Annotated in this window: 25 protein-coding genes and 1 other RNA gene; 13 read left to right on the plus strand and 13 right to left on the minus strand. The window is 67.3% G+C overall.

Features of this window, described 5'->3' with window-relative positions; genetic code table 11:
- Positions 1 to 19: 19 nt before the first annotated feature.
- The 5 genes from ACQ860_RS11595 to ACQ860_RS11615 all read left to right on the plus strand — a co-directional run bounded on the left by ACQ860_RS11595 (position 20) and on the right by ACQ860_RS11615 (position 2,743).
- Complete coding sequence (locus ACQ860_RS11595) at positions 20 to 259, plus strand: hypothetical protein (RefSeq protein ID WP_431303517.1); 240 nt, start codon at positions 20 to 22, stop codon at positions 257 to 259.
- Positions 253 to 486: a hypothetical protein gene (locus ACQ860_RS11600; RefSeq protein WP_431303518.1), complete on the plus strand. Its 234-nt coding sequence runs from the start codon at positions 253 to 255 to the stop codon at positions 484 to 486. Before ACQ860_RS11595 ends, ACQ860_RS11600 begins: the two co-directional genes overlap by 7 nt.
- Positions 483 to 827, plus strand: a complete 345-nt coding sequence (locus ACQ860_RS11605; RefSeq protein ID WP_431303519.1) for a hypothetical protein — start codon at positions 483 to 485, stop codon at positions 825 to 827. Before ACQ860_RS11600 ends, ACQ860_RS11605 begins: the two co-directional genes overlap by 4 nt.
- Before the next feature lie 69 nt (positions 828 to 896).
- Positions 897 to 1,571: a phosphoribosylformylglycinamidine synthase subunit PurQ gene (gene purQ / locus ACQ860_RS11610; protein ID WP_431303520.1), complete on the plus strand. Its 675-nt coding sequence runs from the start codon at positions 897 to 899 to the stop codon at positions 1,569 to 1,571.
- Positions 1,572 to 1,784: 213 nt separating this feature from the next.
- Positions 1,785 to 2,743 (plus strand): IS630 family transposase gene (locus ACQ860_RS11615; RefSeq protein WP_431302838.1). Its coding sequence is split into 2 segments (ribosomal slippage): positions 1,785 to 2,136 and positions 2,136 to 2,743, totalling 960 coding nucleotides; the frame shifts between segments, so codons are not numbered across the junction.
- Positions 2,744 to 2,746: 3 nt separating this feature from the next.
- Here the strand turns inward: ACQ860_RS11615 and ACQ860_RS11620 are convergent.
- The 6 genes from ACQ860_RS11620 to ACQ860_RS11645 form a co-directional block, all read right to left on the minus strand.
- Positions 2,747 to 3,451 (minus strand): lysophospholipid acyltransferase family protein, encoded by a 705-nt coding sequence (locus ACQ860_RS11620; protein WP_431303521.1) that lies wholly within the window; start codon positions 3,449 to 3,451, stop codon positions 2,747 to 2,749.
- Positions 3,451 to 5,325 (minus strand): potassium transporter Kup, encoded by a 1,875-nt coding sequence (locus tag ACQ860_RS11625; protein ID WP_431303522.1) that lies wholly within the window; start codon positions 5,323 to 5,325, stop codon positions 3,451 to 3,453. The genes ACQ860_RS11620 and ACQ860_RS11625 overlap by 1 nt, the downstream gene beginning before the upstream one ends.
- Before the next feature lie 220 nt (positions 5,326 to 5,545).
- A complete protein-coding gene (locus tag ACQ860_RS11630) occupies positions 5,546 to 6,328 on the minus strand; it encodes an amino acid ABC transporter ATP-binding protein (protein ID WP_431303523.1) in 783 nt (260 codons plus the stop codon).
- An 81-nt stretch (positions 6,329 to 6,409) separates the two neighbouring features.
- Positions 6,410 to 7,552: an amino acid ABC transporter permease gene (locus tag ACQ860_RS11635; RefSeq protein WP_431303524.1), complete on the minus strand. Its 1,143-nt coding sequence runs from the start codon at positions 7,550 to 7,552 to the stop codon at positions 6,410 to 6,412.
- Positions 7,553 to 7,667: 115 nt separating this feature from the next.
- On the minus strand, positions 7,668 to 8,867 hold the full coding sequence (locus ACQ860_RS11640; RefSeq protein WP_431303525.1) for an amino acid ABC transporter permease: 1,200 nt from the start codon (positions 8,865 to 8,867) through the stop codon (positions 7,668 to 7,670).
- Between the two features lie 217 nt (positions 8,868 to 9,084).
- Entirely contained in the window at positions 9,085 to 10,155 is a 1,071-nt protein-coding gene (locus tag ACQ860_RS11645) for an amino acid ABC transporter substrate-binding protein (protein ID WP_431303526.1), read from the minus strand.
- Positions 10,156 to 10,265: 110 nt separating this feature from the next.
- Between ACQ860_RS11645 and ACQ860_RS11650 the strand changes: the two genes are divergently transcribed.
- Entirely contained in the window at positions 10,266 to 11,177 is a 912-nt protein-coding gene (locus tag ACQ860_RS11650) for an ornithine cyclodeaminase family protein (protein ID WP_431303527.1), read from the plus strand.
- Between the two features lie 3 nt (positions 11,178 to 11,180).
- On the opposite strand, the gene ACQ860_RS11655 is transcribed toward ACQ860_RS11650, so the two are convergent.
- Both ACQ860_RS11655 and ACQ860_RS11660 read right to left on the minus strand, forming a co-directional pair.
- Positions 11,181 to 11,990, minus strand: coding sequence for an alpha/beta fold hydrolase (locus ACQ860_RS11655; protein WP_431303528.1), 810 nt, complete (start codon positions 11,988 to 11,990; stop codon positions 11,181 to 11,183).
- A gap of 51 nt (positions 11,991 to 12,041) precedes the next feature.
- Positions 12,042 to 12,470, minus strand: a complete 429-nt coding sequence (locus tag ACQ860_RS11660; RefSeq protein ID WP_431303529.1) for a YHS domain-containing (seleno)protein — start codon at positions 12,468 to 12,470, stop codon at positions 12,042 to 12,044.
- Between the two features lie 103 nt (positions 12,471 to 12,573).
- Here ACQ860_RS11660 and ffs point away from each other — a divergent pair.
- From ffs to ACQ860_RS11690, 6 genes are all read left to right on the plus strand, one after another.
- Positions 12,574 to 12,670, plus strand: an RNA gene (gene ffs / locus ACQ860_RS11665) — signal recognition particle sRNA small type.
- Between the two features lie 25 nt (positions 12,671 to 12,695).
- Positions 12,696 to 14,585, plus strand: coding sequence for a DNA polymerase III subunit gamma/tau (locus tag ACQ860_RS11670; RefSeq protein WP_431305749.1), 1,890 nt, complete (start codon positions 12,696 to 12,698; stop codon positions 14,583 to 14,585).
- The gene (locus ACQ860_RS11675; protein WP_431303530.1) at positions 14,586 to 14,909 is read left to right on the plus strand and encodes a YbaB/EbfC family nucleoid-associated protein; all 324 of its coding nucleotides are present in this window, start codon (positions 14,586 to 14,588) and stop codon (positions 14,907 to 14,909) included.
- Positions 14,910 to 15,056: 147 nt separating this feature from the next.
- On the plus strand, positions 15,057 to 15,647 hold the full coding sequence (gene recR / locus ACQ860_RS11680; RefSeq protein ID WP_431303531.1) for a recombination mediator RecR: 591 nt from the start codon (positions 15,057 to 15,059) through the stop codon (positions 15,645 to 15,647).
- Positions 15,648 to 15,720: 73 nt separating this feature from the next.
- A complete protein-coding gene (locus ACQ860_RS11685) occupies positions 15,721 to 16,866 on the plus strand; it encodes an HlyD family secretion protein (RefSeq protein ID WP_431303532.1) in 1,146 nt (381 codons plus the stop codon).
- Positions 16,863 to 18,422: a DHA2 family efflux MFS transporter permease subunit gene (locus ACQ860_RS11690; RefSeq protein ID WP_431303533.1), complete on the plus strand. Its 1,560-nt coding sequence runs from the start codon at positions 16,863 to 16,865 to the stop codon at positions 18,420 to 18,422. Before ACQ860_RS11685 ends, ACQ860_RS11690 begins: the two co-directional genes overlap by 4 nt.
- A gap of 54 nt (positions 18,423 to 18,476) precedes the next feature.
- Here the strand turns inward: ACQ860_RS11690 and ACQ860_RS11695 are convergent, their stop codons facing one another.
- The 4 genes from ACQ860_RS11695 to ACQ860_RS11710 are packed head-to-tail and all read right to left on the minus strand — an operon-like array spanning position 18,477 to position 20,541.
- A complete protein-coding gene (locus tag ACQ860_RS11695; RefSeq protein ID WP_431303534.1) occupies positions 18,477 to 19,490 on the minus strand; it encodes a C-terminal binding protein in 1,014 nt (337 codons plus the stop codon).
- 32 nt (positions 19,491 to 19,522) lie between these two features.
- Positions 19,523 to 19,699, minus strand: coding sequence for a hypothetical protein (locus tag ACQ860_RS11700; RefSeq protein WP_431303535.1), 177 nt, complete (start codon positions 19,697 to 19,699; stop codon positions 19,523 to 19,525).
- Entirely contained in the window at positions 19,674 to 20,309 is a 636-nt protein-coding gene (locus ACQ860_RS11705) for a hypothetical protein (protein WP_431303536.1), read from the minus strand. Before ACQ860_RS11705 ends, ACQ860_RS11700 begins: the two co-directional genes overlap by 26 nt.
- Positions 20,257 to 20,541: a hypothetical protein gene (locus ACQ860_RS11710; protein WP_431303537.1), complete on the minus strand. Its 285-nt coding sequence runs from the start codon at positions 20,539 to 20,541 to the stop codon at positions 20,257 to 20,259. The genes ACQ860_RS11705 and ACQ860_RS11710 overlap by 53 nt, the downstream gene beginning before the upstream one ends.
- 84 nt (positions 20,542 to 20,625) lie before the next feature.
- On the opposite strand from ACQ860_RS11710, the gene ACQ860_RS11715 reads away from it, so the two are divergent.
- Positions 20,626 to 21,165 (plus strand): hypothetical protein, encoded by a 540-nt coding sequence (locus ACQ860_RS11715; RefSeq protein WP_431303538.1) that lies wholly within the window; start codon positions 20,626 to 20,628, stop codon positions 21,163 to 21,165.
- Here ACQ860_RS11715 and ACQ860_RS11720 read toward each other — a convergent pair.
- Positions 21,162 to 21,986, minus strand: coding sequence for a hypothetical protein (locus tag ACQ860_RS11720; protein WP_431303539.1), 825 nt, complete (start codon positions 21,984 to 21,986; stop codon positions 21,162 to 21,164). The two genes, ACQ860_RS11715 and ACQ860_RS11720, sit on opposite strands and share 4 nt — an antisense overlap.
- Between the last annotated feature and the right edge of the window lie 38 nt (positions 21,987 to 22,024).

A 22,024-nucleotide genomic window follows, 5' to 3' on the forward strand; every position in this document is an offset into this window, starting at 1 on the left:
TGAGGCAACCGGAGGCAAGGTGACCGTTCGGGCGGCCTCACTGCGCTGGTTCGTGTTCTTCTCCCTCGGCTTCGCGGGCTGGCGGGTGCTGACCGTGGCCGCCTACCTTCTCTTCGGCCCGCCCATCGTCTCGAACTACTGGCTGACCGAGGTCTTCTTCCTGCTCTCCAAAGGCTTCCTGGGCGGCCTCTTCTGGCCGATCAGCCTGCTGCTGGACGGTTGGCGCAACCCGGTCGGCTGGCTCTTCTACCCATGGTGAAGGCCTCGCTCATCATCATGGCGGTCCTGACCGTGCTGGTCGCGATGGGGCTGCGCTGGCGCGAGGAACGGCTGCCGCTCACCCGCGGCAAGCCCCAGCCCCGCCAGGGCTGGATCGCGGCGCAGAAGGCCAAGGCCAACCGCTGGGTCACCGCCGCCGCCATCGCCGCCATCGGCACCACCGTCATCCTGGGCGGGCTGCATTGGATGAGGATGCTGCTGGGATGAGTGGCGGCAGCATCCTGCTGTTCTTCCCGGTGATCCCGGCCGCCGTTCTCTCCGCCATGCTCTGCGCCATGGCCATCGCCGCCCTGCCGCTGATGTGGATCGCCTATTGGCTGCTGCCGCCCGGCTGGATGCGGGACCTGACGCCGCGCACCGTCTTCCCCGCTTGCATGCTGGTGGCCCCCATCCTGCTGCTCTCGGGCGTGATGGGCGTGGCGCTGACGGGGCCCGAGCGCGAGATCCCGGAGATGGAAAAGCCCAGCCTGGAACAGGTGCGCGAGCGCCAGGCGCTGTTCCGCCACCTGCTGCCCAACCGCGCCGCCGGCCCGGCGGCCGAGGATTGAAACCATGGCCCCGCGGGGCCTCCTGGCCTATAGCCTGGGCCCAGGGATCGCAGTTCTGGAGAATTCGGCATGAAGGCAGCCATCGTGATGTTCCCCGGCACCAATCGCGAGCGGGACATGGCCATCGCGCTCCACCGCGTGACGGGCGTGAAGCCCGCCATGCTCTGGCACCGGGACACGGAGCTGCCCGCGGGCACCGACCTCGTCGTCCTGCCCGGCGGCTTCTCCTATGGCGACTACCTGCGCTGCGGCGCCATGGCCGCGCAATCGCCGATCATGGCCGCGATCCGCGCCCATGCGGAGCGCGGCGGCCATGTGCTGGGCGTGTGCAACGGCTTCCAGATGCTCTGCGAATCGGGTCTGCTGCCCGGCGCGCTGCTGCGCAACGCCTCGCTGCGCTTCCTCGCCATGGATTGCGTGATGCGCGTGGAGCGCACGGACACGCCCTACACCCGCCATTTCCAGCGCGGCGCCACCTTCCGCGCCACCATGGCGCATGGCGACGGCAACTATTTCTGCGATGCCGAGACCCTGGCGAAGCTGGAAGGCGAGAACCGCGTGGTGCTGCGCTACGAGGGCGAGAACCGCAACGGCTCGATCAACGCCATCGCCGGCATCTGCTCGCCCAATGCGCGCGTCATGGGGCTGATGCCGCACCCCGAGAATTGCGTGGACCCGCTGGTGGGCGGCACCGACGGCCTGCCCATGTTCACCTCGATCGCCGAGGCGCTGACCCCGGCCTGAGCGCAGCGGCGCTCAAGAGCCAGCGGCCCGACGGGCCGAGGCCGCGACTGCGGCCCGCGGCCTATGCCGCGAAGCCAAGCGCGCGGACGCGCGCGCCCGGCGCTTGAGGGCAAAAAAAGCTAGAGCGTCATCCGGTCTGACTGAATCGTGGGGATTCCCGGAACGGCTGTTTTCTGATTCACGCTGTCTTCCGGAGCGTGGAGGCCGGGCTGGATGTCGAAGGCGCTCTCACTGGATCTACGGCAGCGCACGCTGGCTGCGGTGTTGGAAGAAGGCCTCACGCACCGCCAGGCGGCCGAGCGGTTCAAGGTCAGCGCAGCCAGCGTCAGCCGCTGGCGTACCCTTGCCGCCGAGGGTGCGGTGCCGATGCACGGTCCGCTTGGTGGTGATCGGCGCAGCCATGTTGTGGAGGCCGAGGCTGAGACGATCCTCGAAGTGTTTCACGCGCAGCGCGACATGACGCTGCTGGAACTGCGCGTAGCCCTTGCCGAACGGGGCCTGCGCTTCGGCTACGGCACGCTTTGGCGCTTCTTCGACCGTCGCGGCTACACGCGCAAAAAAAGACCGCGCACGCAGCCGAGCAGCAACGCCCCGACGTCCTGAGCCGGCGCGAAGCCTGGTTCGAGGCGCAGCTCGACCTCGATCCTGAGCGCCTGATCTTCGTCGACGAGAGCTGGGCCAGCACCAACATGGCCCGACGCCATGGCCGCTGCCCGCGTGGCGAGCGCCTGCGCATGGCAATCCCCCACGGCCATTGGAAAACCACCACGCTGATCGCCGGGATGCGCAGCAGCGGCGTGGTCGCGCCCTTCGTGATCGACAGCCCAGTCAACCGGCTCATCTTCGAAGCCTGGGTGGAGCAAGCGCTCGTGCCGGAACTGCGGGCCGGCGACATCGTGGTGATGGACAACCTCAGCAGCCACAAAGGCCCGGCCGTGCGGGCCCTCATCGAGGCCAAGGGTGCGCATCTGCTCTACCTGCCGCCCTACAGCCCGGACTTCAATCCAATCGAGAACCTGTTCGCCAAGCTGAAGGCGCTGCTGCGCCGCGAGGCTGCGCGGACCATCGACACCCTGTGGAACGCCATCGGGCGCATTCTCGACCGCGTCACCCCGCGCGAGTGTCAGCGCATGTTCGCCGCAGCAGGGTATGATCCAGATGGATGGGATTAAGCTCTAATCAATCAACCGCTGCTCAGCCTCGATCACCTCTTCGAGGGTGGCCAGCAGCCGGTCGCGCGGCACATCCACGAGCGGCGGCAGGATGCTGATGACCAGCACGCCCGGCCGCTTGATGAAGTGGTGCCGCGCCCAGAACCTCCCGGAATTCGTGGCGACCGGGATCACGGGCAGCTTCGTCGCCGAGGCCAGCGCCACGATGCCCGGATGCCACTCGTTCCGCTCGCCGATGGTGGTGCGCGTGCCCTCGGGGAAGATCACGATCTGCCTCCCCTCGCTGGCCGAGACCTGGGCCTCGCGCATCATCTGCCGCATCGCCTTGGCGCCGCCCTCGCGGTCCACGCCGATCATCCCCGCGCGCCGCGCGAAGGCGCCGTAGAGGGGGATGCGGAACAGCTCCTGCTTCATCACATAGGTGACGTCGGGGACGATGGCGAACCAGACCAGCGTGTCGAAGGCCGACTGGTGCTTGCTCGCGATCAGCGCCGCGCCTTCGGCCGGCAGGTGCTCGCGCCCCGTGACCCGCACCTCGATGCCGCAGGTCTTCTCCATGATCCAGACGAGCAGCCGCGCGAGCCAGCCCATGGCGCGGCGCTGGAAGCGCTTGGGGCCCAGCAGCAGGGGCGAACCGAGCACGGCGAAGCTGCCGGCCACGCCGAAGAACAGCACATTGAAGACGAGCGACCGGAGGAAGAGGAGCATCAGATCGCCACGCGCACGCCGAGCTCCACCACGCGGTCGGACGGGATCTTGAAGAATTCCGTCGCGGGCACCGAATTGCGGCTGAGCAGCGTGAAGAGCCATTGCTGCCAGCGCGACATCTTCGGCACGGCGGCGGCCACGATCGTCTCGCGCCCCAGGAAATAGCTGGTCTGCATCGGCTCGAAGCCGATCAGACCCTGCTGTGCCAGGCGCTCCAGCTCGCGCGGGATGTTCGGGCTTTCCTGGAAGCCGTAGCGCAGGATGACGCGGTGGATGTCGGGGCCGAGCTCCGTCACCTCCGCCCGGCGATCGGCGCCGACGCTCGGGATGTCCGCGCTCGCCACCGTCACGAAGAGCACGCGCTCATGCAGCACCTTGTTGTGCTTGAGGTTGTGCAGCAACGCGCCGGGCAGGTAGTCGGCCTGGCCGGTCATGAAGACGGCCATCCCGGGCACGCGCGTGGTGCGCGACTGCGGCAGACGGGCGAGGAAGGATTTCAGCGGCAGGCTGTCCTGCCGGAAACGTGCGAACAGAAGCTCGCGCCCGCGATACCAGGTGAACATCAGCGTGAAGGCGACACCGCCGATGATGACGGGCACATAGCCGCCCTCGGGGATCTTCAGCGCGGTGGCGAAGAAATAGGCGAGGTCGAGCAGCAGCAAGGGCAGGAAGACCATCCCCACCAGGATCGGATTCCAACCGAATTGCCGGCGGAAGACCAGCAGCGCGAGCAGGGTGGTGCAGAGGAAGGTGCCGGTGACGGCGAGGCCATAGGCGGCGGCCAGGCTGTCGCTGTTCTTGAACTCCAGCACCAGGATCAGCACGCCGATCAGCAGGATGAAGTTCACCTGCGGCATGTAGATCTGCCCCTCCTCGGTCGCGCTGGTGTGGCGCACGTCGAGGCGTGGCGCGAAGCCCAGCTGCACGCATTGCCGCGCGATGGAATAGGCGCCCGAGATCATGGCCTGGGAGGCGATGATGGTCGCCGCCGTCGCCAGCACCACCAGGAAGGGGCGGAACCATTCGGGGGCGAGCAGGTAGAAGGGGTTCTCGATGGCCGACGCGTCGCGCAGCAGCAGCGCGCCCTGGCCGAAATAGTTCAGCGCCAGCCCGGGCAGCACGAAGAAGATCCAGGCCGCCTGGATCGGGCGGCGGCCGAAATGGCCCATGTCGGCATAGAGCGCCTCGGCGCCCGTCACGGCCAGCACCACGGCGCCCATCGCGATGAAGGCGGCCAAATGATAGTGCGCCGCGAAATGCAGCGCATACCAGGGGTTGATGGCCGCGAAGACCTCGGGGTTGTGCAGCGCCTCGATCAGCCCGAGCAGGCCGAGCACGGCGAACCACAACGCGCAGACCGGGCCGAAGAAGGCGCCGATGCTCCCCGTGCCGCGATACTGCACGAGGAAGAGCGCGATCAGCACGACGAGGGTGATGGGCAGCACCACCTCCTCGAAGGCGGGGTTGATGACCTTCAGCCCCTCCACCGCCGACAGCACGGAGATGGCCGGCGTGATCATGCCGTCGCCGAAGAAGAGCGCCGCGCCCGTGATGCCGATCATGGCGATGATGAGCCGCCCGCGCGCGGTCTCGGCCGAGCGCTGGGCCAGCGCCATGAGCGACATGATGCCGCCCTCGCCCCGGTTGTCGGCGCGCAGGATGATCAGCACGTATTTCAGCGTGACCGTCAGCATCAGCGCCCAGAAGATGAGCGAGAGGATGCCGAGGATCTCCCACCGCTCGATGCCGCCCTCGTCGAAATGCAGGAGGGCGGCGCGCATGGCGTAGAGCGGCGAGGTGCCGATATCGCCATAGACGATACCGAGCACACCGAGCAGCGAGGCGGCGGTGAGTTTGTTGCTGGGGGCGCTCACGGGGAAGGCCTTGTGATGGAACGGCGCGCAGCGTTAGGCCCGCGCCCGTTCCACAACAAACATGGGCGCCGCATGGCTGCCTTGCGGCGCATCAATATCGAAGGGAAGGAGGGGCTCCGCCCCTCGCGCAAAGCGGGTTCTTGCGAGGGGCTCCGCCCCTCGCGCTCCCGGGCAAGAACCTCAGGTTCCTGCATCTCCGGTCACTCAGTGGCCGCCCCGCTCAGTGCCCCCTGAGGATCTGGCTCAGGAAGGTCTGGAGCCGCTCGGTCTTCGGATTGGCGAAGAGCGACTGTGGCTCGCCCGATTCCACGATCTCGCCGCGGTCCATGAAGATCACCCGGTCGGCGACCGTGCGGGCGAAGCCCATCTCATGCGTCACGCAGATCATGGTCATGCCCGTCTCGGCCAGCATGATCATGGTGTCCAGCACCTCCTTGATCATCTCGGGGTCGAGCGCGCTGGTCGGCTCGTCGAAGAGCATGATCTTGGGCTTCATGCACAGCGCCCGGGCGATGGCCACGCGCTGCTGCTGGCCGCCCGAGAGCTGGCCCGGATACTTGTTCGCCTGCTCCGGGATGCGCACCCGGGTCAGGTATTCCATCGCCAGCTCCTCGGCCTCCTTCTTCGGCATCTTGCGCACCCAGATGGGCGCCAGCGTGCAGTTCTCGAGGATGGTGAGGTGCGGGAAGAGGTTGAAGCTCTGGAACACCATGCCGACCTCGCGGCGGATGGCGTCCAGGCTGCGGAGGTCGTTGGACAGCTCGATGCCGTCCACGATGATCTGGCCCTCCTGGTGTTCCTCCAGGCGGTTGATGCAGCGGATGAGGGTGGACTTGCCCGAGCCCGAGGGGCCGCAGACCACCACGCGCTCGCCCATGGCGACATCCAGGTTCACGTCGCGCAGCACATGCAGCGCGCCGAACCACTTGTTCACGCCCTTGAGCGAGATGGCCGGCGGCGCATCGGCGCGGACGGAGGAGGCGAGGGTTTCAGCAGCCGACATGGACGTCCGGTCTCCGGGCTAGGTGGATGAAAGCCTTGCGCTTGGCATTCCGGTCTTGCCGCCGGTGGGCATTGGTGTTGCTCATCTACGCCGCCCTTTGTTCAGTTCCGTTTCGAGCCCGGCACTATACTTGGACATGGCGTAGCAGAAGATGAAGTAGATAAGCCCGAGCGTAATGTAAACCTCGACGCCGAAGCCCTGCCAGGAGGGCTCGATGATGGCGGTCTTGCCGGCCGTCAGCAGGTCGAAGATGCCGATGATCAGCACCAGGGAGGTGTCCTTGAAGAAGCCGATGAAGGTGTTCACCAGCGGCGGAATGACCAGCCGCAGCGCCTGGGGCAGGATGATGAGGCCGGTCTTCTTCCAGTAGCTCAGCCCCAGCGCGTCCGCCGCCTCGTACTGGCCCTTGGGCAGGGCCTGCAGGCCGGCGCGCACCACTTCCGCCAGGTAGGCGCCGGCGAAGAGGATGATGGCGATCTGCGCGCGCAGCAGCTTGTCGATGTTCATCCCCTCCGGCAGGAAGAGCGGGAACATCACGCTCGCCATGAAGAGCAGCGAGATCAGCGGCACGCCGCGGATCAGCTCGACATAGAGCACGCAGAGCACCTTGATCGCCGGCAGCGAGGAACGCCGGCCCAGCGCCACCAGGATCGCCAGCGGGAAGGCGAAGGCGAGCCCGAAGGTGGCGAGGATCAGCGTGATGGGCAGCCCGCCCCAGCGCTCCTGCGGGACATAGCTCAGCCCGAAGACGCCGCCCCACATCAGGATGCCGATGGCGGTCAGCACCGCCGCCCAGATCAGCGCCAGCTCCCAGCGCCAGAAGCGCCGCATGGCCGAGACGATGTAGAGGCCCACGAAGAGGAAGCAGACCAGCAGCGGCCGCCAGTGCTCGTCATAGGGGTAGGTGCCGAAGAGGATGAAGCGGTGCTTCTCGGTGATGACGGCCCAGCAGGCGCCCACCCCCTTGGCCTCGCGGCAGGCCTCGGTGTTCGCCACCCCCTGCGGGCTGACGGGGACGGACCAGATGGCGTTGATGAAGGCCCAGTCCACGAAGCTGACCGCGAAGCGGATCAGCAGGTAGCCGAGCGCCAGGGTGATCGCGGTGGACCACCAGTTGGCGAAGAGATTGGCCCGCATCCAGGCCACGGGCCCGACGAGGTTCACCGGCGCCGTGCGCGCGGCGGTCGAGGCATGCAGGGTCGTGCCCGCCGTGATGTCGCTCATTGTCTTGTGCCCTCAGGCGCCGGGCGGCCGCATCCGCGGCCTTGGCTTCGCCGCAGCGCGGGCGCGCCGGGCCAGGAGGTCGGGTGGCCGGATGGGTTCGGGAAGGCCCGCATGGTCACCGCTCCACCAGCGCGATGCGCTTGTTGTACCAGTTCATGAAGAGGCTGATGCTCAGGCTGATCGTCAGATAGACCAGCATGATGATGGCGATGCCCTCGATCGCCTGGCCGGTCTGGTTCAGCGTCGTGTTCGCGATGCTGACGATGTCCTGGTAGCCGATCGCGACCGCCAGCGAGGAGTTCTTGGTGATGTTCAGGAACTGGCTGGTCATCGGCGGGATGATCACGCGCAGCGCCTGCGGCAGGACGATCAGGCTCATCACCCGGCCGCGCGGCAGGCCCAGCGCCTCCGCCGCCTCCCACTGGCCCTGGTTCACCGCCTGGATGCCCGCGCGCACGATCTCGGCGATGAAGCCCGCCGTATAGAGCGTCAGGCCCAGCAGGAGGGCGAAGAATTCGGGGCTGACGTCAATGCCGCCGCGGAAGTTGAAGCCGCGCAGCGCCGGCACGTCCGGCGTGAAGGGGGCGCCCATCGCCACCCAGACCGCGATCGGCGCGCCGAGGATGAAGGCGACGGCCGCCGGCCAGACCGCCCGCGCCTGGCCATCCCGCGCCTGCGCCGCCCGCGCCCAGCGGCGGTAAAGAACGGTCGCCACCACGCCCGCCACCATGGTCAGCAGGGCCCAGGAATGGGCGCTTTCCCAGACGAAGAAGGGCAGCTTCAGGCCGCGGTTGGAGAGGAACACGCCATCCATCGGGTTCAGCGCCTGGCGCGGGCCCGGCAGGCCCTGGAGCAGCGCGTACCAGAAGAGCAGCTGCAGCAGCAGCGGCAGGTCCCGCACGATCTCGACATAGGCGGCGGCGAACTTGTTCAGCATCCAGTTCTTCGACAGCCGCGCGATGCCGAGCAGCGTGCCCAGGATCGTCGCCAGCACGATGCCGATCAGCGCCACCTTCAGCGTGTTCAGCACGCCCACCTGGAGCGCGCGGAAATAGGACATGGAAGGGTCGTATTCGATCAGGCTCTCGCCGATCGGCAGCCCCGCCTCGCGCCAGAGGAAGTCCCAGCCCGTGGCGATCCGGCGGACTTGCAGGTTGTAGCTGGTGTTGGACCAGAGCCAATAGATGACGCTGAAGACGCCCCCCACCACCAGCACCTGCCAGATGATGTTGCGGAAACGCTCATCCGCCCAGGACAGGCGGATCGGCTTTGGCGGCGCCTTGCGAAGCAGGCGTGGATCGGTAGCGCCGGACATGTTTGCCTGACCCCTCAAGAATGAAACCCGTGGCGGTGTTCCGCCTTGCGGGTGGAAGGCGCCCCGGCCATGACCGGGGCGCTGCGGCCCGATCTCTCAGAGCCAGTGTCTCAGAACATGCGCCGTCTGAAACATGAAGGAGTCTCCACCCGGGGCGGGTGGGACCGGAACTGCCCGCCCCGGAGGCAGTCGCACCTCCGGGACGGCCGGTTTCAGATCACCGGAAGGGCGGCGCGTATTGCAGGCCGCCCGGCGTGGTCCAGAGCGCGTTGCGGCCGCGCTGCAGGCCGATCGGCGTCAGGTTGCGCTCGAAGATCTCGCCGTAATTGCCCACGCCGCGGATGATGTTGAGCATCCAGGCATTGTCCACGCCGAGCATGCGGCCCAGCTCACCCGTGCGGCCCAGGATGCGCTGCACCTCGGGGCGCGGGTCGCTCGCCAGCATCTGCTGCGCGTTGGCCGCCGTGATGCCGAATTCCTCGGCGCCAAGCAGGCCGAAATGAATCCAGCGCACCAGGTCGCCGAAGCGCTGGTCGCCATGGCGGTACAGCGGGCCCAGCGGCTCCTTGCTGATCACGTCGGGCAGGATGACGTGGTCATTGGGGTTCTGCTGCGTGGCGCGGATGGCGGCGAGGCCGGAGACGTCGGTCGTATAGGCGTCGCAGCGGCCGGCGTTGTACGCGGCGACATTGTCCTCGAGCCGCTCGATGACGACGGGGCGGATGTTCACCCGCGCGCCGCGCGCCCAGTCGGCCAGGTTCTGCTCGGTGGTGGTGCCGGGCTGCACGCAGACCGTGGCGCCGTCCAGCTGGCGGGCGTTCTGCACGTTCAGGCTGCGCTTCACCATGAAGCCCTGGCCGTCGAAGAAGTTGATCCCGGCGAAATCGAAGCCGAGCGAGGTGTCGCGGCTCAGCGTCCAGGTCGTGTTGCGGCTCAGGATGTCCACCTCGCCCGACTGCAGGGCGGTGAAGCGCACCTGGGCCGTGGTGGGCACGAAGCGCACCTTCGTCGGATCATTGAAGATCGCGATGGCCAGCGCGCGGCAGTAATCCACGTCGAAGCCGCGCCAGTTGCCCTGGCTGTCGGGCAGCGCGAAGCCGGCGAGGCCGGTGCTCACGCCGCAGACCAGCGTGCCGCGGGCACGGATCGCATCCAGCGTGCTGGCGGGGGCGGCCGCGGCCGGGGCGGCGGGGGCGGCCGGCGCCTGGGCCTGGGCCGGCAGGGCCGCCGCGAAAAGGGTGGATGCCACACCGACCAGGGTGGCAAGGCTGCGCCGCATCGGCTTCATTCGGAAACTCCCAGACCTCATGCCGCTCCTCCAGGGGGCGGCTCGTTACAGGGGCGATGCTGCGCTAGGAAGCGTCCGGGATCAATCGCGCATTCGACGGGAGCCATGCGGTGCTGCATCTTGACAAGACCGAAATCGCCGCGCGCCTGCCCTGGCCCGCGCTGATCGAGGCGCTGCGCGAGATCTTCCGGACCGGCTGCGAGGCGCCCCTGCGCCACGCCCACCCCCTCCCGGAATCGGGCACGCTGCTGCTGATGCCGGCCACCAACGCCACCCATTCCGGCGTGAAGATCGTGCATGTCTCGCCGGGCAATGGCCCCCGCGGGCTGCCCGCGGTGCATGCCGCCTACCTCCTCTCCAACGCCGTGACGGGCGAGCCGGTGGCGCTGCTCGATGGCGGCGAGCTGACCGACCGGCGCACCGCCGCCACCTCCGTCCTGGCCGCGCGGCATCTGGCGCGCCCCGACTCCCGCCGCATGCTGCTGCTGGGCTCGGGCCGCGTCGCCACCGCGCTGGCCGAAGCCTATGCGGCGAGCTTCCCGCTGACCGAGATCGCCATCTGGTCCCCGCGCGCGGCGAATGCCGGGGCGCTGGCCCGGCGCCTCGCAGCGCATGGCGTCCCGGCCCATGCGGTCGCGCGGCCCGAGCCGGCCGGCTTCGACATCATCGCCGCCGCCACGCTCTCCGCCATGCCGCTGGTGCATGGGGCCGATCTCTCGCCGGGCACGCATCTCGACCTGGTCGGCGCCTATCGCCGCGACCTGCGTGAGGTGGATGGCGCGGCGGTGGCGCGCGCGCTGGTGGTGGTGGACACCTATGCCGGCGGACTCAACGAGGCGGGCGACGTGGTGCAGGCCATCGCGGAAGGGCACATCACGCGCGAGCATGTGGCGGCGGAACTGGCGGAGCTGTGCCGCGGCGTGCATCCGGGGCGGACCGATCCGGCGCAGGTCACGCTGTTCAAGTCGGTGGGCTGGGCGGGCGAGGACCTGGCGGCGGCGATCCTCGCCACGCGGGCGTGACGCTTACGTCTTCGCCAGGAATTCCAGCACCGCCGCGTTGAAATCCTCCGGATTGTCGTGGTTCAGGCCATGCGTGGCGTGCGCGATGGTGACGCGCCGCGTGTTGGGCATGGCGCCTTCCAGCGCATCCATGATCACGCCGAAATGCGGCTGGCTGTCGGCGCCGCCCAGCAGCAGGGTGGGGGCCCCGACGGCTTGCGCGGCGGCGCGGGAATAGGGCGCGCGGCGTTCATGCAGCTGGCCCAGCAGGGTGCGGGCATTGTCCCGGCCGAGATATTTGCGCACCTCCGGCCGGCGCTCCCAGGCGCCGGGGCCGCCGGTCTGCTCGGCCACCAGGCGCAGCCCGCCCTCCTCGTCGCCGGCGGCGACCAGGGCGGCGGCGGCGGCGAATCCGCCGGCCTGCTTGCCGCTGGCCGGCTTGCCGCCGAGCGTCTCATCCAACTCGCCGCCCGGCTCGGCCAGGACCAGGGCGCGCACCAGCGCCGGGTGCCGCTCCGCCACGCGGAAGGCGATGTGGCCGCCGCGCGAATGGCCGAGCAGCCGCACCGGCCCACGCCCGAGCTTCGCGATGAAACCCGCGACATCGGCCACGTGGCGATCAATGGTGAAGTCGCCGCCCTCCTCCCACTTGCCGGGCCAGGCGTGGCGCATGCTGAGCGACATCACATGGAAGGCCGCACCCAGCGCCTCCATCTGCGGGGCGAAGCTGCGTTGATCGCCCAGCGTGCCATGCACCAGCAGGAGCGGCGGGGCGGCGGGATCGCCGGCCTCGGCATAGGAAATCGGATAGCCGTCGATCTCGAGGCTGGGCATGGATGTCTCTCCCTGAAGCGGGGGCATCCTGCGGCGGTGAGGACCCGCTGACTACCCGGCCTGGCTGAGGCGCGGCCAGTTGGTGTCGCCCTGCGCGATGTGGCCGGGGATGTCCCGCTCCCAGCGGCGCTTCACCGCGTGGTCGTAGTTGAGGAAGAGGCGGCCTTCCACGATGCGCCAGGCGCTGGGATCGGTCGGCGCGGTGTAGCCTTGCGCCACGGCCCAGGCGCAGAAGCCGCCATAGGCGGGCGCATGGGCGGCCGGGTCCGCCAGGAAACGGGCGCGATTCGCGGCACCGGCGAAGAGCCAGCGCACCCCGTCCCACTCGGCCGCATGCTCGGCCCGGCCGCGGACCATCCGGCCCTCGGTGAAATAGGCCACCACATCCACCCCGCGGACCGCCACGCCGCGCTCGGCGAAGCTGCGCGCGGCGGCGGGGGACGCGAGGACAAGACCAAAGAGGGCGCGGCGGATCAGCATGGAGGACAGCCTTCGCAAGGGAATGTCCGGACTACGGGGGGGCCGGCGCAAAGGTTACGACCCCCGGGATGCAAGCGCGCCCGCGCGTGCTATATCTTGTCGCGGAAGGTCGGTGCGGACGGGCTCCTCGCCAACCCGGTCAGGTCCGGAAGGAAGCAGCCGTAACGGGTTCTTGCTCGGGTCGCCGCCGGCCTTCCACCCTCTCTCGCACCCCCCGGTTGGATGATGCCCAGCGATCTCTACGGCGAACCCAGCCCCGAGGAGGGCCTGCCCGAACCGCCCCCGCCCGAGGGGCCGGGCCTCTTCGGCTTCGATGATCCGCCGCCCGCAACCGCCGCCGCGCCCGCGCCGCCGCCTGTGGCGCCCGCCCCAGCGCCCGCGAAGCCCACGCCCTATCGCGTGCTGGCGCGCAAGTATCGCCCGCAGGTGCTGGATGACCTGATCGGGCAGGAGGCACTGGTCCGCACGCTGCGCAACGCCTTCGCGCGCGGCCGCGTGCACCATGCCTTCCTCCTGACCGGCGTGCGCGGCGTGGGCAAGACCACCACCGCCCGCATCATCGCCCGCGCGCTGAACTGCGTGGGCGTGGACGGCAAGGGCGGGCCCACCGCCGACCCCTGCGGGGTCTGCCCCGAATGCGTCGCCATCCTGGCCGACCGCCACCCGGACGTGGTGGAGATGGACGCCGCCTCCAACCGCGGCATTGATGACGTGCGCGAGCTGCGCGAGGCGCTGCGCTTCCGCCCCGCCCAGGGCCGCCAGAAGGTCTTCATCCTGGACGAGGTCCATATGCTGACGGAGCAGGCCTTCAACGCCCTGCTCAAGTCGCTCGAGGAGCCGCCGCCCAACATCACCTTCATCCTCGCCACCACCGAGCTGCGCAAGGTGCCCATCACCATCCGCAGCCGCTGCCAGACCTTCTCGCTGAAGCGCGTCCCGGAAGAGCGCCTGCGCGGGCATTTTCAGAACATCGCCGCGAAGGAGCAGGCGAGCCTGGAGGAGGGCGCGGTCGCCATGCTGGCCCGCGCCGCCGATGGCTCGGTGCGCGACGGGCTGTCCCTGCTCGACCAGGCGATCGCGCTTGCCGGCGATGGCGGCGCCGTCACCACCGAATCGGTGCGCGACATGCTGGGCCTGGCCGACCGCGCGCTGGTCTTCGACATCCTGGAAGCGGTGATGAACGCGGACCTGCCGCACGCCATGCAGCGCATGGCCGAGGGGCATGAGCGCGGGGCCGAGCCGCTGACCATCATGCAGGATCTGCTCGAGCAGACCCACATGCTCACGCGCTTCGCCGCCATCCCGGCGCTGGCCGAGGATATGGGCCTGCCGGAGAATGAGCGCGTGCGCGGCGCGGCGCTCGCCGCGCGCCTCTCCGTGCCCATGCTGACGCGTGCCTGGCAGATGCTGCTGAAGGGCCTGGAAGAGGTGATGGCCGCCCCTGATCGCCGCGCCGCGGCCGAGATGGTGCTGATCCGCCTCGCCCATGTGGCCGAGCAGCCGACGCCGGGCGAAATCCTGAAGCGCCTCGAATCGGGCGGCGCCGTGCCGGCCGGCGGCGGCGCGCCCGCGCCCGGGCCCAATGGCGGCGGCAATATGCGGATGGTGGCAGGCGGTGGCGCGGTGGCCGCCGTGGCGACCGCCCCCCTGCCGACGCAATGGCGCGAGATCGCGGCCATGGCGTCGGCCGCCAACCAGGCGCTGCTGCACGCGCACCTGCTGCATGACGTGCATCCCGTCCGCGTGGCACCTGGCCAGGTCGAGATCCGCGTCCGCCCCCAGGCGCCGCGCGACCTGGGCGCGCAGCTCAAGGCGCTGCTGGAGGAGAAGACCGGCGCGCGCTGGACGGTCGCGCTCAGCAATGCCGAGGGCGAACCCACGCTCGCCGAACAATCCCGCGCCGCCGAGACCGACCGGCGCAGCGCGGCGCAGAGCCACCCCATCGTGCAAGCCATCCTGCTCGCCTTCCCCGGCGCGCAGCTCGACGCCGTGCGCGACGAGACCGTGGATGAATACGGGCTGAAGCCCATCATCCGCGACGAAGAACCCGATTTCCCCGAATTCGCGCCGCCCGAGGCCGAAGCCGCGGGGTTTGATTTTCCAGAGGAGGATTGAGTGAAGAATCTCGGCAATATGTTGAAGCAGGCCCAGCAGATGCAGACCCGCATGGCGGAGATGCAGGCCAAGCTCGAATCCACCGAGGTCGAGGGCCAGGCGGGCGCCGGGATGGTGAAGGTGAAGCTGACCGGCAAGGGCGAACTGCGCCGCATCGCGATCGATCCCTCGCTGATGACCGCCGATGACCGCGAGGTGCTGGAAGACCTGATCGTGGCCGCGCATGGCGACGCCAAGCAGAAGGTCGAGGCGATGATGGCGGAGGAGATGCAGAAGGCCACCGCCGGCATGAGCCTGCCCGCCGGCCTCAAGCTTCCGTTCTGATACTCCCCAAAAATCGCTGCGCGATTTTCCGGGGGCCCCGGGTTGGGATTGGTCCTGGGAGCGTGGCTCTGCCCTCGCGGCGGAGCCGCTTCGGGGCACCGGGGGGCGGAAGGCGGGCTGCGCCCGCAGTAAGGATTCGGGGGTTTTGTGCGGCCGAATGATCCTGTTGAGCATCTGATCCAGCTTCTCGCCAAGCTGCCCGGCCTTGGCCGGCGCAGCGCGCGGCGGGCGGCGCTGCGGATGCTGATGGCGCCGGAGACGCGCATGCTGCCGCTGGCCGATGCGCTGCGCGCGGCGGCCGAGGCGGTGAAACCCTGCTCGGTCTGCGGCAATCTCGACGCCTCGGACCCCTGCCGCATCTGCACCGAGCCCGACCGGGACCAGGGGCTGATCTGCGTCGTGGAAGGTGTCGGCGAACTCTGGGCGCTGGAACGCGCGCATGCGCATCACGGCCTCTATCACGTGCTGGGCGGCACGCTCTCGCCGCTGGCCGGCGTCGGGCCGGAGGAGCTCTCCATCACCCCGCTGCTGGAGCGCGCCAGCGCAGCCGGCATCCGCGAGGTAATCCTGGCGCTCCCCGCCACGGTCGAGGGCGCCAGCACCGCGCATTACCTGGCGGACCGGCTACGGCCCCTCGGCGTTCCCGTCACGCGCCTGGCCCAGGGCGTGCCCATGGGCGGCGCGCTGGATGTGCTGGATGACGGCACCCTCGCCGCCGCCTTCAAGGCGCGGCGCTGAATTGTCCTGACAACCAAAGCGTGCCTATGCTGCTGAATGGTCGCGCCACGCGCGCGCCAGGAAGGATGCGGCAATGGATATCGCGCCGGCCGATCGCGGAACACGCGACGGCGTCCGGCAGGTCAGGGGGATGACGCTGCGCCAGCGGGCGCGGCTCGCGGGCGCGGCCCTCGCCCTCCTCGTTGCCCTCGGCTTCGGCGCGCGCTGGCTTCACTTCCAGTTCACCCATGTCGTCCTCGACGATGCCCGAGTCGCCTCCGACATGGTGATCCTGGCCAGCCGCGTCCCCGGTTGGGTCCAGGCGCTCCCCGTCACCGCCGGCGATTCGCTCCGCGAGGGCGAGCTCCTCGTCCAGATTGACGCGCGCGAGGCCACCCTCGCCGTGGAGGAGCTCAACGCCCGCCTCGCCGGCATCGCCGCCCGCCGCGGCGAGCTTGAGGCGCGCCTCGCGATGGTGGACCGCCAATCCGCCAGCCAGCGCGCCGCGGCCGAGGCCAGGCTCGATGCCGCCCGCACCACCCTGCCCGCCGCCGAGGCCGAGCGCGACTTCGCGGAGGCCGAACTCGGCCGCGCCGAGCGCCTGATCCAGACCGGCGCCGGCACCCGCCAGCGGGTGGAGATGCTCAGCGCCGCCCTCCACGCCTCCCGCCAGCGCGCCATCGCCGCCGCCGCCGAGATCCGCAACGCCGAGGCGCTGATGGCCCTCGCCCAGGCCGCGCGGGAGGAGATGCAGGTCATCGCCCGCCAGCTCGAATCCCTCGGGCCCCAGGAGCGCGAACTCACCGCCGCGCGCGACCGCGCCGCGCTGGACCTGGCCGACCGCACCATCCGCATGCCCTTCGACGGCGTGGTGGACCGCATCTTCATGGACCCGGGCGAATATGTGCTGGCCGGGCAGCGCATCATCATGGTGCACAGCCCGGCGCAGATCCGCATCGAGGCGAACGTGAAGGAAACCGACGTCCGGCATTTCCGCCCGGGCTCGGCCGTGACCGTCACCGTGGATGCCTGGCCGGGCCAGGTCTTCACCGGCGTGGTGGACCGCATGGTGGAGGCCGCGACCAGCGAATTCGCCCTGCTGCCCAGCGCCAACCCCTCGGGCAACTTCACCCGCATCACCCAGCGCCTGCCTTTGCGCGTGCGGCTCGACCCGCCGCCCCCGCCCGGCCTTCTCCGCCCCGGAATGCTGGTGCGCGTGACGGGTGCGACCGGCGGGTGAAGGACGGCCCGACCGTCGAGGCGCTCTTCGCCCGCTTCGGGCCGAACTACCGCTGGTGGGTGACGCTGACGGCGCTGACCGGCACCATCTCCACCATCCTCTCCTCCACCATCGTCGTCGTGGCCCTGCCGGACATCGTGGGCGCGCTCGGCATGGGGCACGAAGAGGGCCAGCTTCTCTCCACCGGCTTCCTCGCCGCCAATACCGGCTTCATGCTGCTGAACGCCTGGGCCGTGGAGCGCTTCGGCTTTCGCCGCACCTATGGCTTCGCCATCAGCGTCTTCATCCTCTCCTCCATCCTCGCAGGCGTGGCCACCTCCACCGCCGTGATGGTCACCTGCCGCGTGGCGCAGGGGGCGGCGGCCGGGCTCCTGCAACCCCTCTCCATGCAGGTGATCTTCCTGGTCTTCCCGCCCGAGCGGCGGGGCACCGCCATGGGGCTGTTCAGCTTCGGCGTCGTCATGGCGCCCGCCATCGGCCCGGCGCTGGGCGGCTTCCTGGTGGATGAATTCTCCTGGCACGCCGTCTTCTTCCTGAGCCTGCCCACGGCCGCCCTTGGCCTGCTGATGAGCTTCTTCTTCATGCCGGGGCGGCTGGCCACCGGCGCCGCGCGGCAATTCGACTGGCTGGGCTGCGCGCTGCTGGCCATCGCCATCGGCACGCTGCTCTCCGGCCTCACCGACGGGCAGCATGATGGCTGGAACTCCGACCGCGTGGTGGGCCAGCTTGCCGTCGCCCTTGTCGCCACCCTCGCCTTCCTGATCTGGCAGGGGATCACGCCGGCGCCGCTGATGAACCTGGGCGTCTTCCGCCATGGCGGCTTCACGGCGGCCGCGCTGGTCGCCTTCATCTATGGCGGCGCCATCTTCGGCTCGACCTACCTGCTGCCTCTCCTGGTCCAGATCGTGCAGGGCTACACGCCGACCCGCTCGGGCCTGATCATGATGCCGGGCGGCCTGGTCGTCGCCTTCGTCTTCCTCATGGCCGGGCGCATGGCCGACTTCATCCCGCCCTGGATTCCGGTCTGCCTCGGGCTTGGCATCTTCGCCCTCTCCTGCTGGCTGATGCGCCTGGTCGGCACCGATACGCCCTTCTGGGAACTGGCCATCTGGATCCTGATCGGGCGCGTGGGCCTCGGCCTCACCATGCCCAACATGAATGTCGGCGCCATGCGGGCCCTCCCGCCCGCCCTCTTTGGCCAGGGGGCGGGGACGATCAATTTCTGCCGCATGCTGGGTGGGGCCTTCGGGACCAACCTCATCGCCGTCCATCTCGAACGGCAGACGCAGTTCCACGCCGAAACCCTGGGCCCGCTGGTGGATGGCGGCAGCACCACCCTCGAAACCCGCCGCCTGCTGGAAAACCTCTACGCCCAGGGCGGATTGTCGGAAGTGATCCGGCGCGACGCGGCGCATGACTTCATGATGCGGATGGTGGAAGCCCAGGCGCAGATGCTGGGCTTCCGGGACGCCTTCCTGATCGTGGGCATCCTCTGCCTGGTCGCGGTGCTGCCGGGGCTGACGCTGCGGCAGAAACCGCCGGGGTATCGGCAGTAAGGAAGGGGCTCTGCCCCTTCACCCCGGCAGGAAACTCGTTTCCTGCACCTTCATTCAATCACTCTCGGGCGGGATCACGTTCGTGCGGAGGCCGCGCACCAACACGTCGCGCATCGTCTCCGCACTCTTCAGGCGGATATCATCCCAGGCCTCGGGGCTGTGGAAGGCGATGTGGGGCAGGATGATCAGGCGGCCGCGCAGCCAATCCTCGCCAGCGCGATAGGCCTGCAGCAAGGGCGGCTCCGGCACGGGAGGCTCCACCGGCAGCACGTCCAGCCCCGCCGCGGCGATGCGGCCGGAACGCAGCCCGGCCTCCAGCGCATCGAGGTCGAGGATCGGGCCGCGCGCGGTGTTGATCACCACCGCCCCCTCCTTCAGCCGGGCGAGCTGCGCGGCCCCCACCAGGCCGCGCGTGTTGCGCGTGAGCGGCGTGTGGATGGAGAGCACGTCGCTCGCCTCCATCAGCGCCTCCAGGCTCTCCAGCCGCGTCACGCCGATCGCGCGGTCGGCGCCGTTCGGCAGATGGGGGTCGTAGAACACCACGCGGAAGCCCAGCGCCTTGGCCCGCAGCGCCGCCGCGGTGCCGATGCGGCCCAGGCCCAGCACGCCGAAGGTCTGCACATCGAAGCGGCGGACGATGGGGTTCTGGATCACGCCCCAGGCGCAGGGCGAGGGCCCGCGCATCGCGTCATGATAGAGCGGAATGCCCCGGCGCAGCGTGGCGGCGAGCGTCACCGCCGTATCCGCCACCTCCTGCGTGCCATAGTCGGGCACGTTGCAGACGGTGATGCCGCGCTCGGCGCAGTAGGCACGGTCCACGCGGTCATAGCCCACGCCCATGCGGATCACGACCTTGAGCTTAGGGAAACGCGCCAGCGCCTCCTTCGGGACGGCCAGGCGCAGCGTCATCAGGCCATCGGCCTGGGCGCAAAGCTCATCCGGCAGCTCCATCAGCGCCTTTTTGGCTTGGCCCTGGAGGATGCGAACGGTGGGACCCATCACGCGCTGCTCCAGCAGCGTGTCGGGGTAGAGGGATTCGGGTTCGAGGACGGTGAGTTGTTCTTGCATCCGGCGAGGCTAGCCAGCGGGGGGCTGGGTGCCTAGCCGGGCTGGTTCTCGCGGTTCTTGGCGATGCGTTCGAGCAGGGCCTTCTTCTCGGGCGTGCGGCGGCGGCCGCTGTTGCGCATGAGTTCGGGCGGCGGGAGGCGCACGCCGGAAGCGAGCTTGGCCGCGATCTGCGCGGCGCGCTCCTCAAGGGTGATGCGCTTCAGGGCCAAGGCTCAGGAACTCCGCCAGCGTCAGGTTTCCGGCGGTATCCTGCCGGATGCGCTGGTCAAGATAATCGGTCGCGATGCTCTCCGCGATATGAAACATCGTCTGGGCCTGGATCAGCAATTCGGTGTCCCGGCGGTCGGAGGCGATCCATTGGCCGAGGCGGTCCGCGATCAGATCCTCTGTCGCGGCCATGAGCACTTCGCCCTCGGCAAAGGGAATGACGCGGATGCGCTGACGGTCGGCCTGGCCCTCGAAATATCCGCCGGAAACGAATTCGACGCCGATGGGCAGGGTGGGGTGGTAGAAGCCGCCGCGCTTGATGCCGGGGCGGTCCTCCGTGAGGAAGCCGACAGCGAGGAGGGCTTCGCTGAGTTCCCCATCGGCCACGCTGACCAGATCGAAATCGCCGGAGTGGATTTGGCCGGCTGTGTCAAATTCCACCACCGCGCCGCCGACGAGGATGGGAAGTGCCAGGCCGCGCCGCTTCAACATGGCGCAGGCACGGGCCAGGAGGTTCAGAGCGGCGGCGTATTCGGGGCGGTACAAGGCGGCACTCGCATCAGGCGGCAAGCGAGCGGGTGACGGCCGTATCCGACAGTTGCTGGCGGCCATAGCCCACGCTCATGCGGATCACAACCTTGAGCTTGGGGAAACGCGCCAGTGCCTCCTTCGGCATGGCCAGGCGCAGCGTCGTAAGGCCATCGGCCTGGGCGCAAAGCTCATCCGGCAGCTCCATCAGCGCCTTCTTGGCCTGGCCCTGGAGGATGCGGATGGTGGAGCCCATCACGCGCTGCTCCAGTAGCGTGTCGGGGTAGAGGGATTCGGGTTCGAGGACGGTGAGCATACTACTCATTTTATGTGTGCGCTCGATGTCAATAAGATATATCTAAGCAATAGATGTACGGCCTTGAAACTGGAAGATCAAACGATGCTGAAACAACTGATGGAACATAAAGATTTACTACTAGCATTCACAGGTATCGTATCAGCATTAACAGCGCTAATTTCAGGCATTGTTGGCCCATTTGTAGCATACAGGATTGCCAAAAATCAAATTAAATCCACTCTTGTTTCGCAAAATAGGGTGAAATGGATCGAAGAATTGAGAAAAGACATTGCCACATTTAGCGAAACCCAATACTCATTAATCCATCAAAGAATAGAAATTGCTGAGGCCATTAAAAATGACGCAAAAAACGAAGAAATAGAAGAATTAAAGAAAATCTATAAATCTGATGTTGGAAAGGCAAATTTAGCAGCAACACTGATTAGACTGAAGTTAAATCCGAAAGAAAAAATCGTATCAGAGCTGCTTGAAAAGATCGACGAAATGATAAAAATAACATCTAACACGAACAGGTACACCAAAGAAAACATAGATATTGCGAACACATATCGCTTTGATATAGAAGATTTATCATTAATTCTTCTGAAGAGTGAATGGGAAAAAACAAAACGTTTACACTAATCAGGAGGCTCCAAAATTTCTGTAACAAAGATAGTCTTTAGAAGGCCCTGCCTTGATTTTAAGCTCCTTCCGCGTAAGATAATGTATCCATTACGCGCATTGTCATACTCAGAAAGACTCCAAGACAATAACTGACGCTGCTCGCGAGGAATCTGAACTTTTTTACTTATTTGAAATGCTACAGTTCTCTCTTCTTTTGTTATATAAAATCGACCTGTAGTCTCGTTCACATTAAAGGAAGACACATTTCCTGAATATTCTTCAATGTTATTATCAACGACCTTTGTGTTTGCGTAATCCTGCGTTTCTTTGTCAAAATTTCCAATCTGTCGAGTTGGATCGTATACATTGAAGGATGGTACTTTGCGACCTACTGGGCGATGAAGCCTAACAACATCTTCAATAATTGCCTCTGAAAGAGCATCGACATCGCCAGGTCTTCTTCTAAGCAAATCTCTCAGCTGCTGCGTTTCAATAATCTCTGCTAAACCGGTTGCTCGGCGATAGAGATAGCGAGTCAGATCAGACAGGTAATTTATAGAAAATGTCGAGGCACCTACTGCACCCGCGGCCTGCCCACCTGCAATTAACTCTACGACAGGCGCCACGAATTCAAAGCTACCTGCCTTAGGCGGCCGAATAAAAACTTGCGCTCCACGCAAGGATGGAGCCTGTTTTATAACTTTATTGTGAATGACATAGTGCGAAGTTATAGCAAGACTACGCGCAATACCGTAAAGAGCTTGCGATGCATCGTAGGCACTCAATTCGTGACTGCCGTCGATAGGCTTATAAGAGTAAGTAAATTCGATCTGGCTCATCAAGGGATGAAAGGAGAAGAATTTATATTCGTCAATAT

Source organism: Sediminicoccus sp. BL-A-41-H5 (genome assembly GCF_050632405.1).
Taxonomy (GTDB): domain Bacteria; phylum Pseudomonadota; class Alphaproteobacteria; order Acetobacterales; family Acetobacteraceae; genus Roseococcus.

Excerpts from the sequence above, each read along its gene's own strand:
- ACQ860_RS11630 (WP_431303523.1), bottom strand. The coding sequence starts at position 6,328 with ATGTCGGCTGCTGAAACCCTCGCCTCCTCCGTCCGCGCCGATGCGCCG.
- ACQ860_RS11695 (WP_431303534.1), bottom strand. The coding sequence starts at position 19,490 with ATGCAAGAACAACTCACCGTCCTCGAACCCGAATCCCTCTACCCCGAC.
- purQ (WP_431303520.1), top strand. The coding sequence starts at position 897 with ATGAAGGCAGCCATCGTGATGTTCCCCGGCACCAATCGCGAGCGGGAC.
- ACQ860_RS11645 (WP_431303526.1), bottom strand. The coding sequence starts at position 10,155 with ATGAAGCCGATGCGGCGCAGCCTTGCCACCCTGGTCGGTGTGGCATCC.
- ACQ860_RS11705 (WP_431303536.1), bottom strand. The coding sequence starts at position 20,309 with ATGGCCGCCAGCAACTGTCGGATACGGCCGTCACCCGCTCGCTTGCCG.
- ACQ860_RS11715 (WP_431303538.1), top strand. The coding sequence starts at position 20,626 with ATGCTGAAACAACTGATGGAACATAAAGATTTACTACTAGCATTCACA.
- ACQ860_RS11660 (WP_431303529.1), bottom strand. The coding sequence starts at position 12,470 with ATGCTGATCCGCCGCGCCCTCTTTGGTCTTGTCCTCGCGTCCCCCGCC.
- ACQ860_RS11685 (WP_431303532.1), top strand. The coding sequence starts at position 15,721 with ATGGATATCGCGCCGGCCGATCGCGGAACACGCGACGGCGTCCGGCAG.
- ACQ860_RS11635 (WP_431303524.1), bottom strand. The coding sequence starts at position 7,552 with ATGAGCGACATCACGGCGGGCACGACCCTGCATGCCTCGACCGCCGCG.
- ACQ860_RS11620 (WP_431303521.1), bottom strand. The coding sequence starts at position 3,451 with ATGCTCCTCTTCCTCCGGTCGCTCGTCTTCAATGTGCTGTTCTTCGGC.
- ACQ860_RS11605 (WP_431303519.1), top strand. The coding sequence starts at position 483 with ATGAGTGGCGGCAGCATCCTGCTGTTCTTCCCGGTGATCCCGGCCGCC.
- ACQ860_RS11640 (WP_431303525.1), bottom strand. The coding sequence starts at position 8,867 with ATGTCCGGCGCTACCGATCCACGCCTGCTTCGCAAGGCGCCGCCAAAG.
- ACQ860_RS11670 (WP_431305749.1), top strand. The coding sequence starts at position 12,696 with ATGCCCAGCGATCTCTACGGCGAACCCAGCCCCGAGGAGGGCCTGCCC.
- ACQ860_RS11600 (WP_431303518.1), top strand. The coding sequence starts at position 253 with ATGGTGAAGGCCTCGCTCATCATCATGGCGGTCCTGACCGTGCTGGTC.
- ACQ860_RS11710 (WP_431303537.1), bottom strand. The coding sequence starts at position 20,541 with ATGCTCACCGTCCTCGAACCCGAATCCCTCTACCCCGACACGCTACTG.
- ACQ860_RS11720 (WP_431303539.1), bottom strand. The coding sequence starts at position 21,986 with ATGAGCCAGATCGAATTTACTTACTCTTATAAGCCTATCGACGGCAGT.
- ACQ860_RS11655 (WP_431303528.1), bottom strand. The coding sequence starts at position 11,990 with ATGCCCAGCCTCGAGATCGACGGCTATCCGATTTCCTATGCCGAGGCC.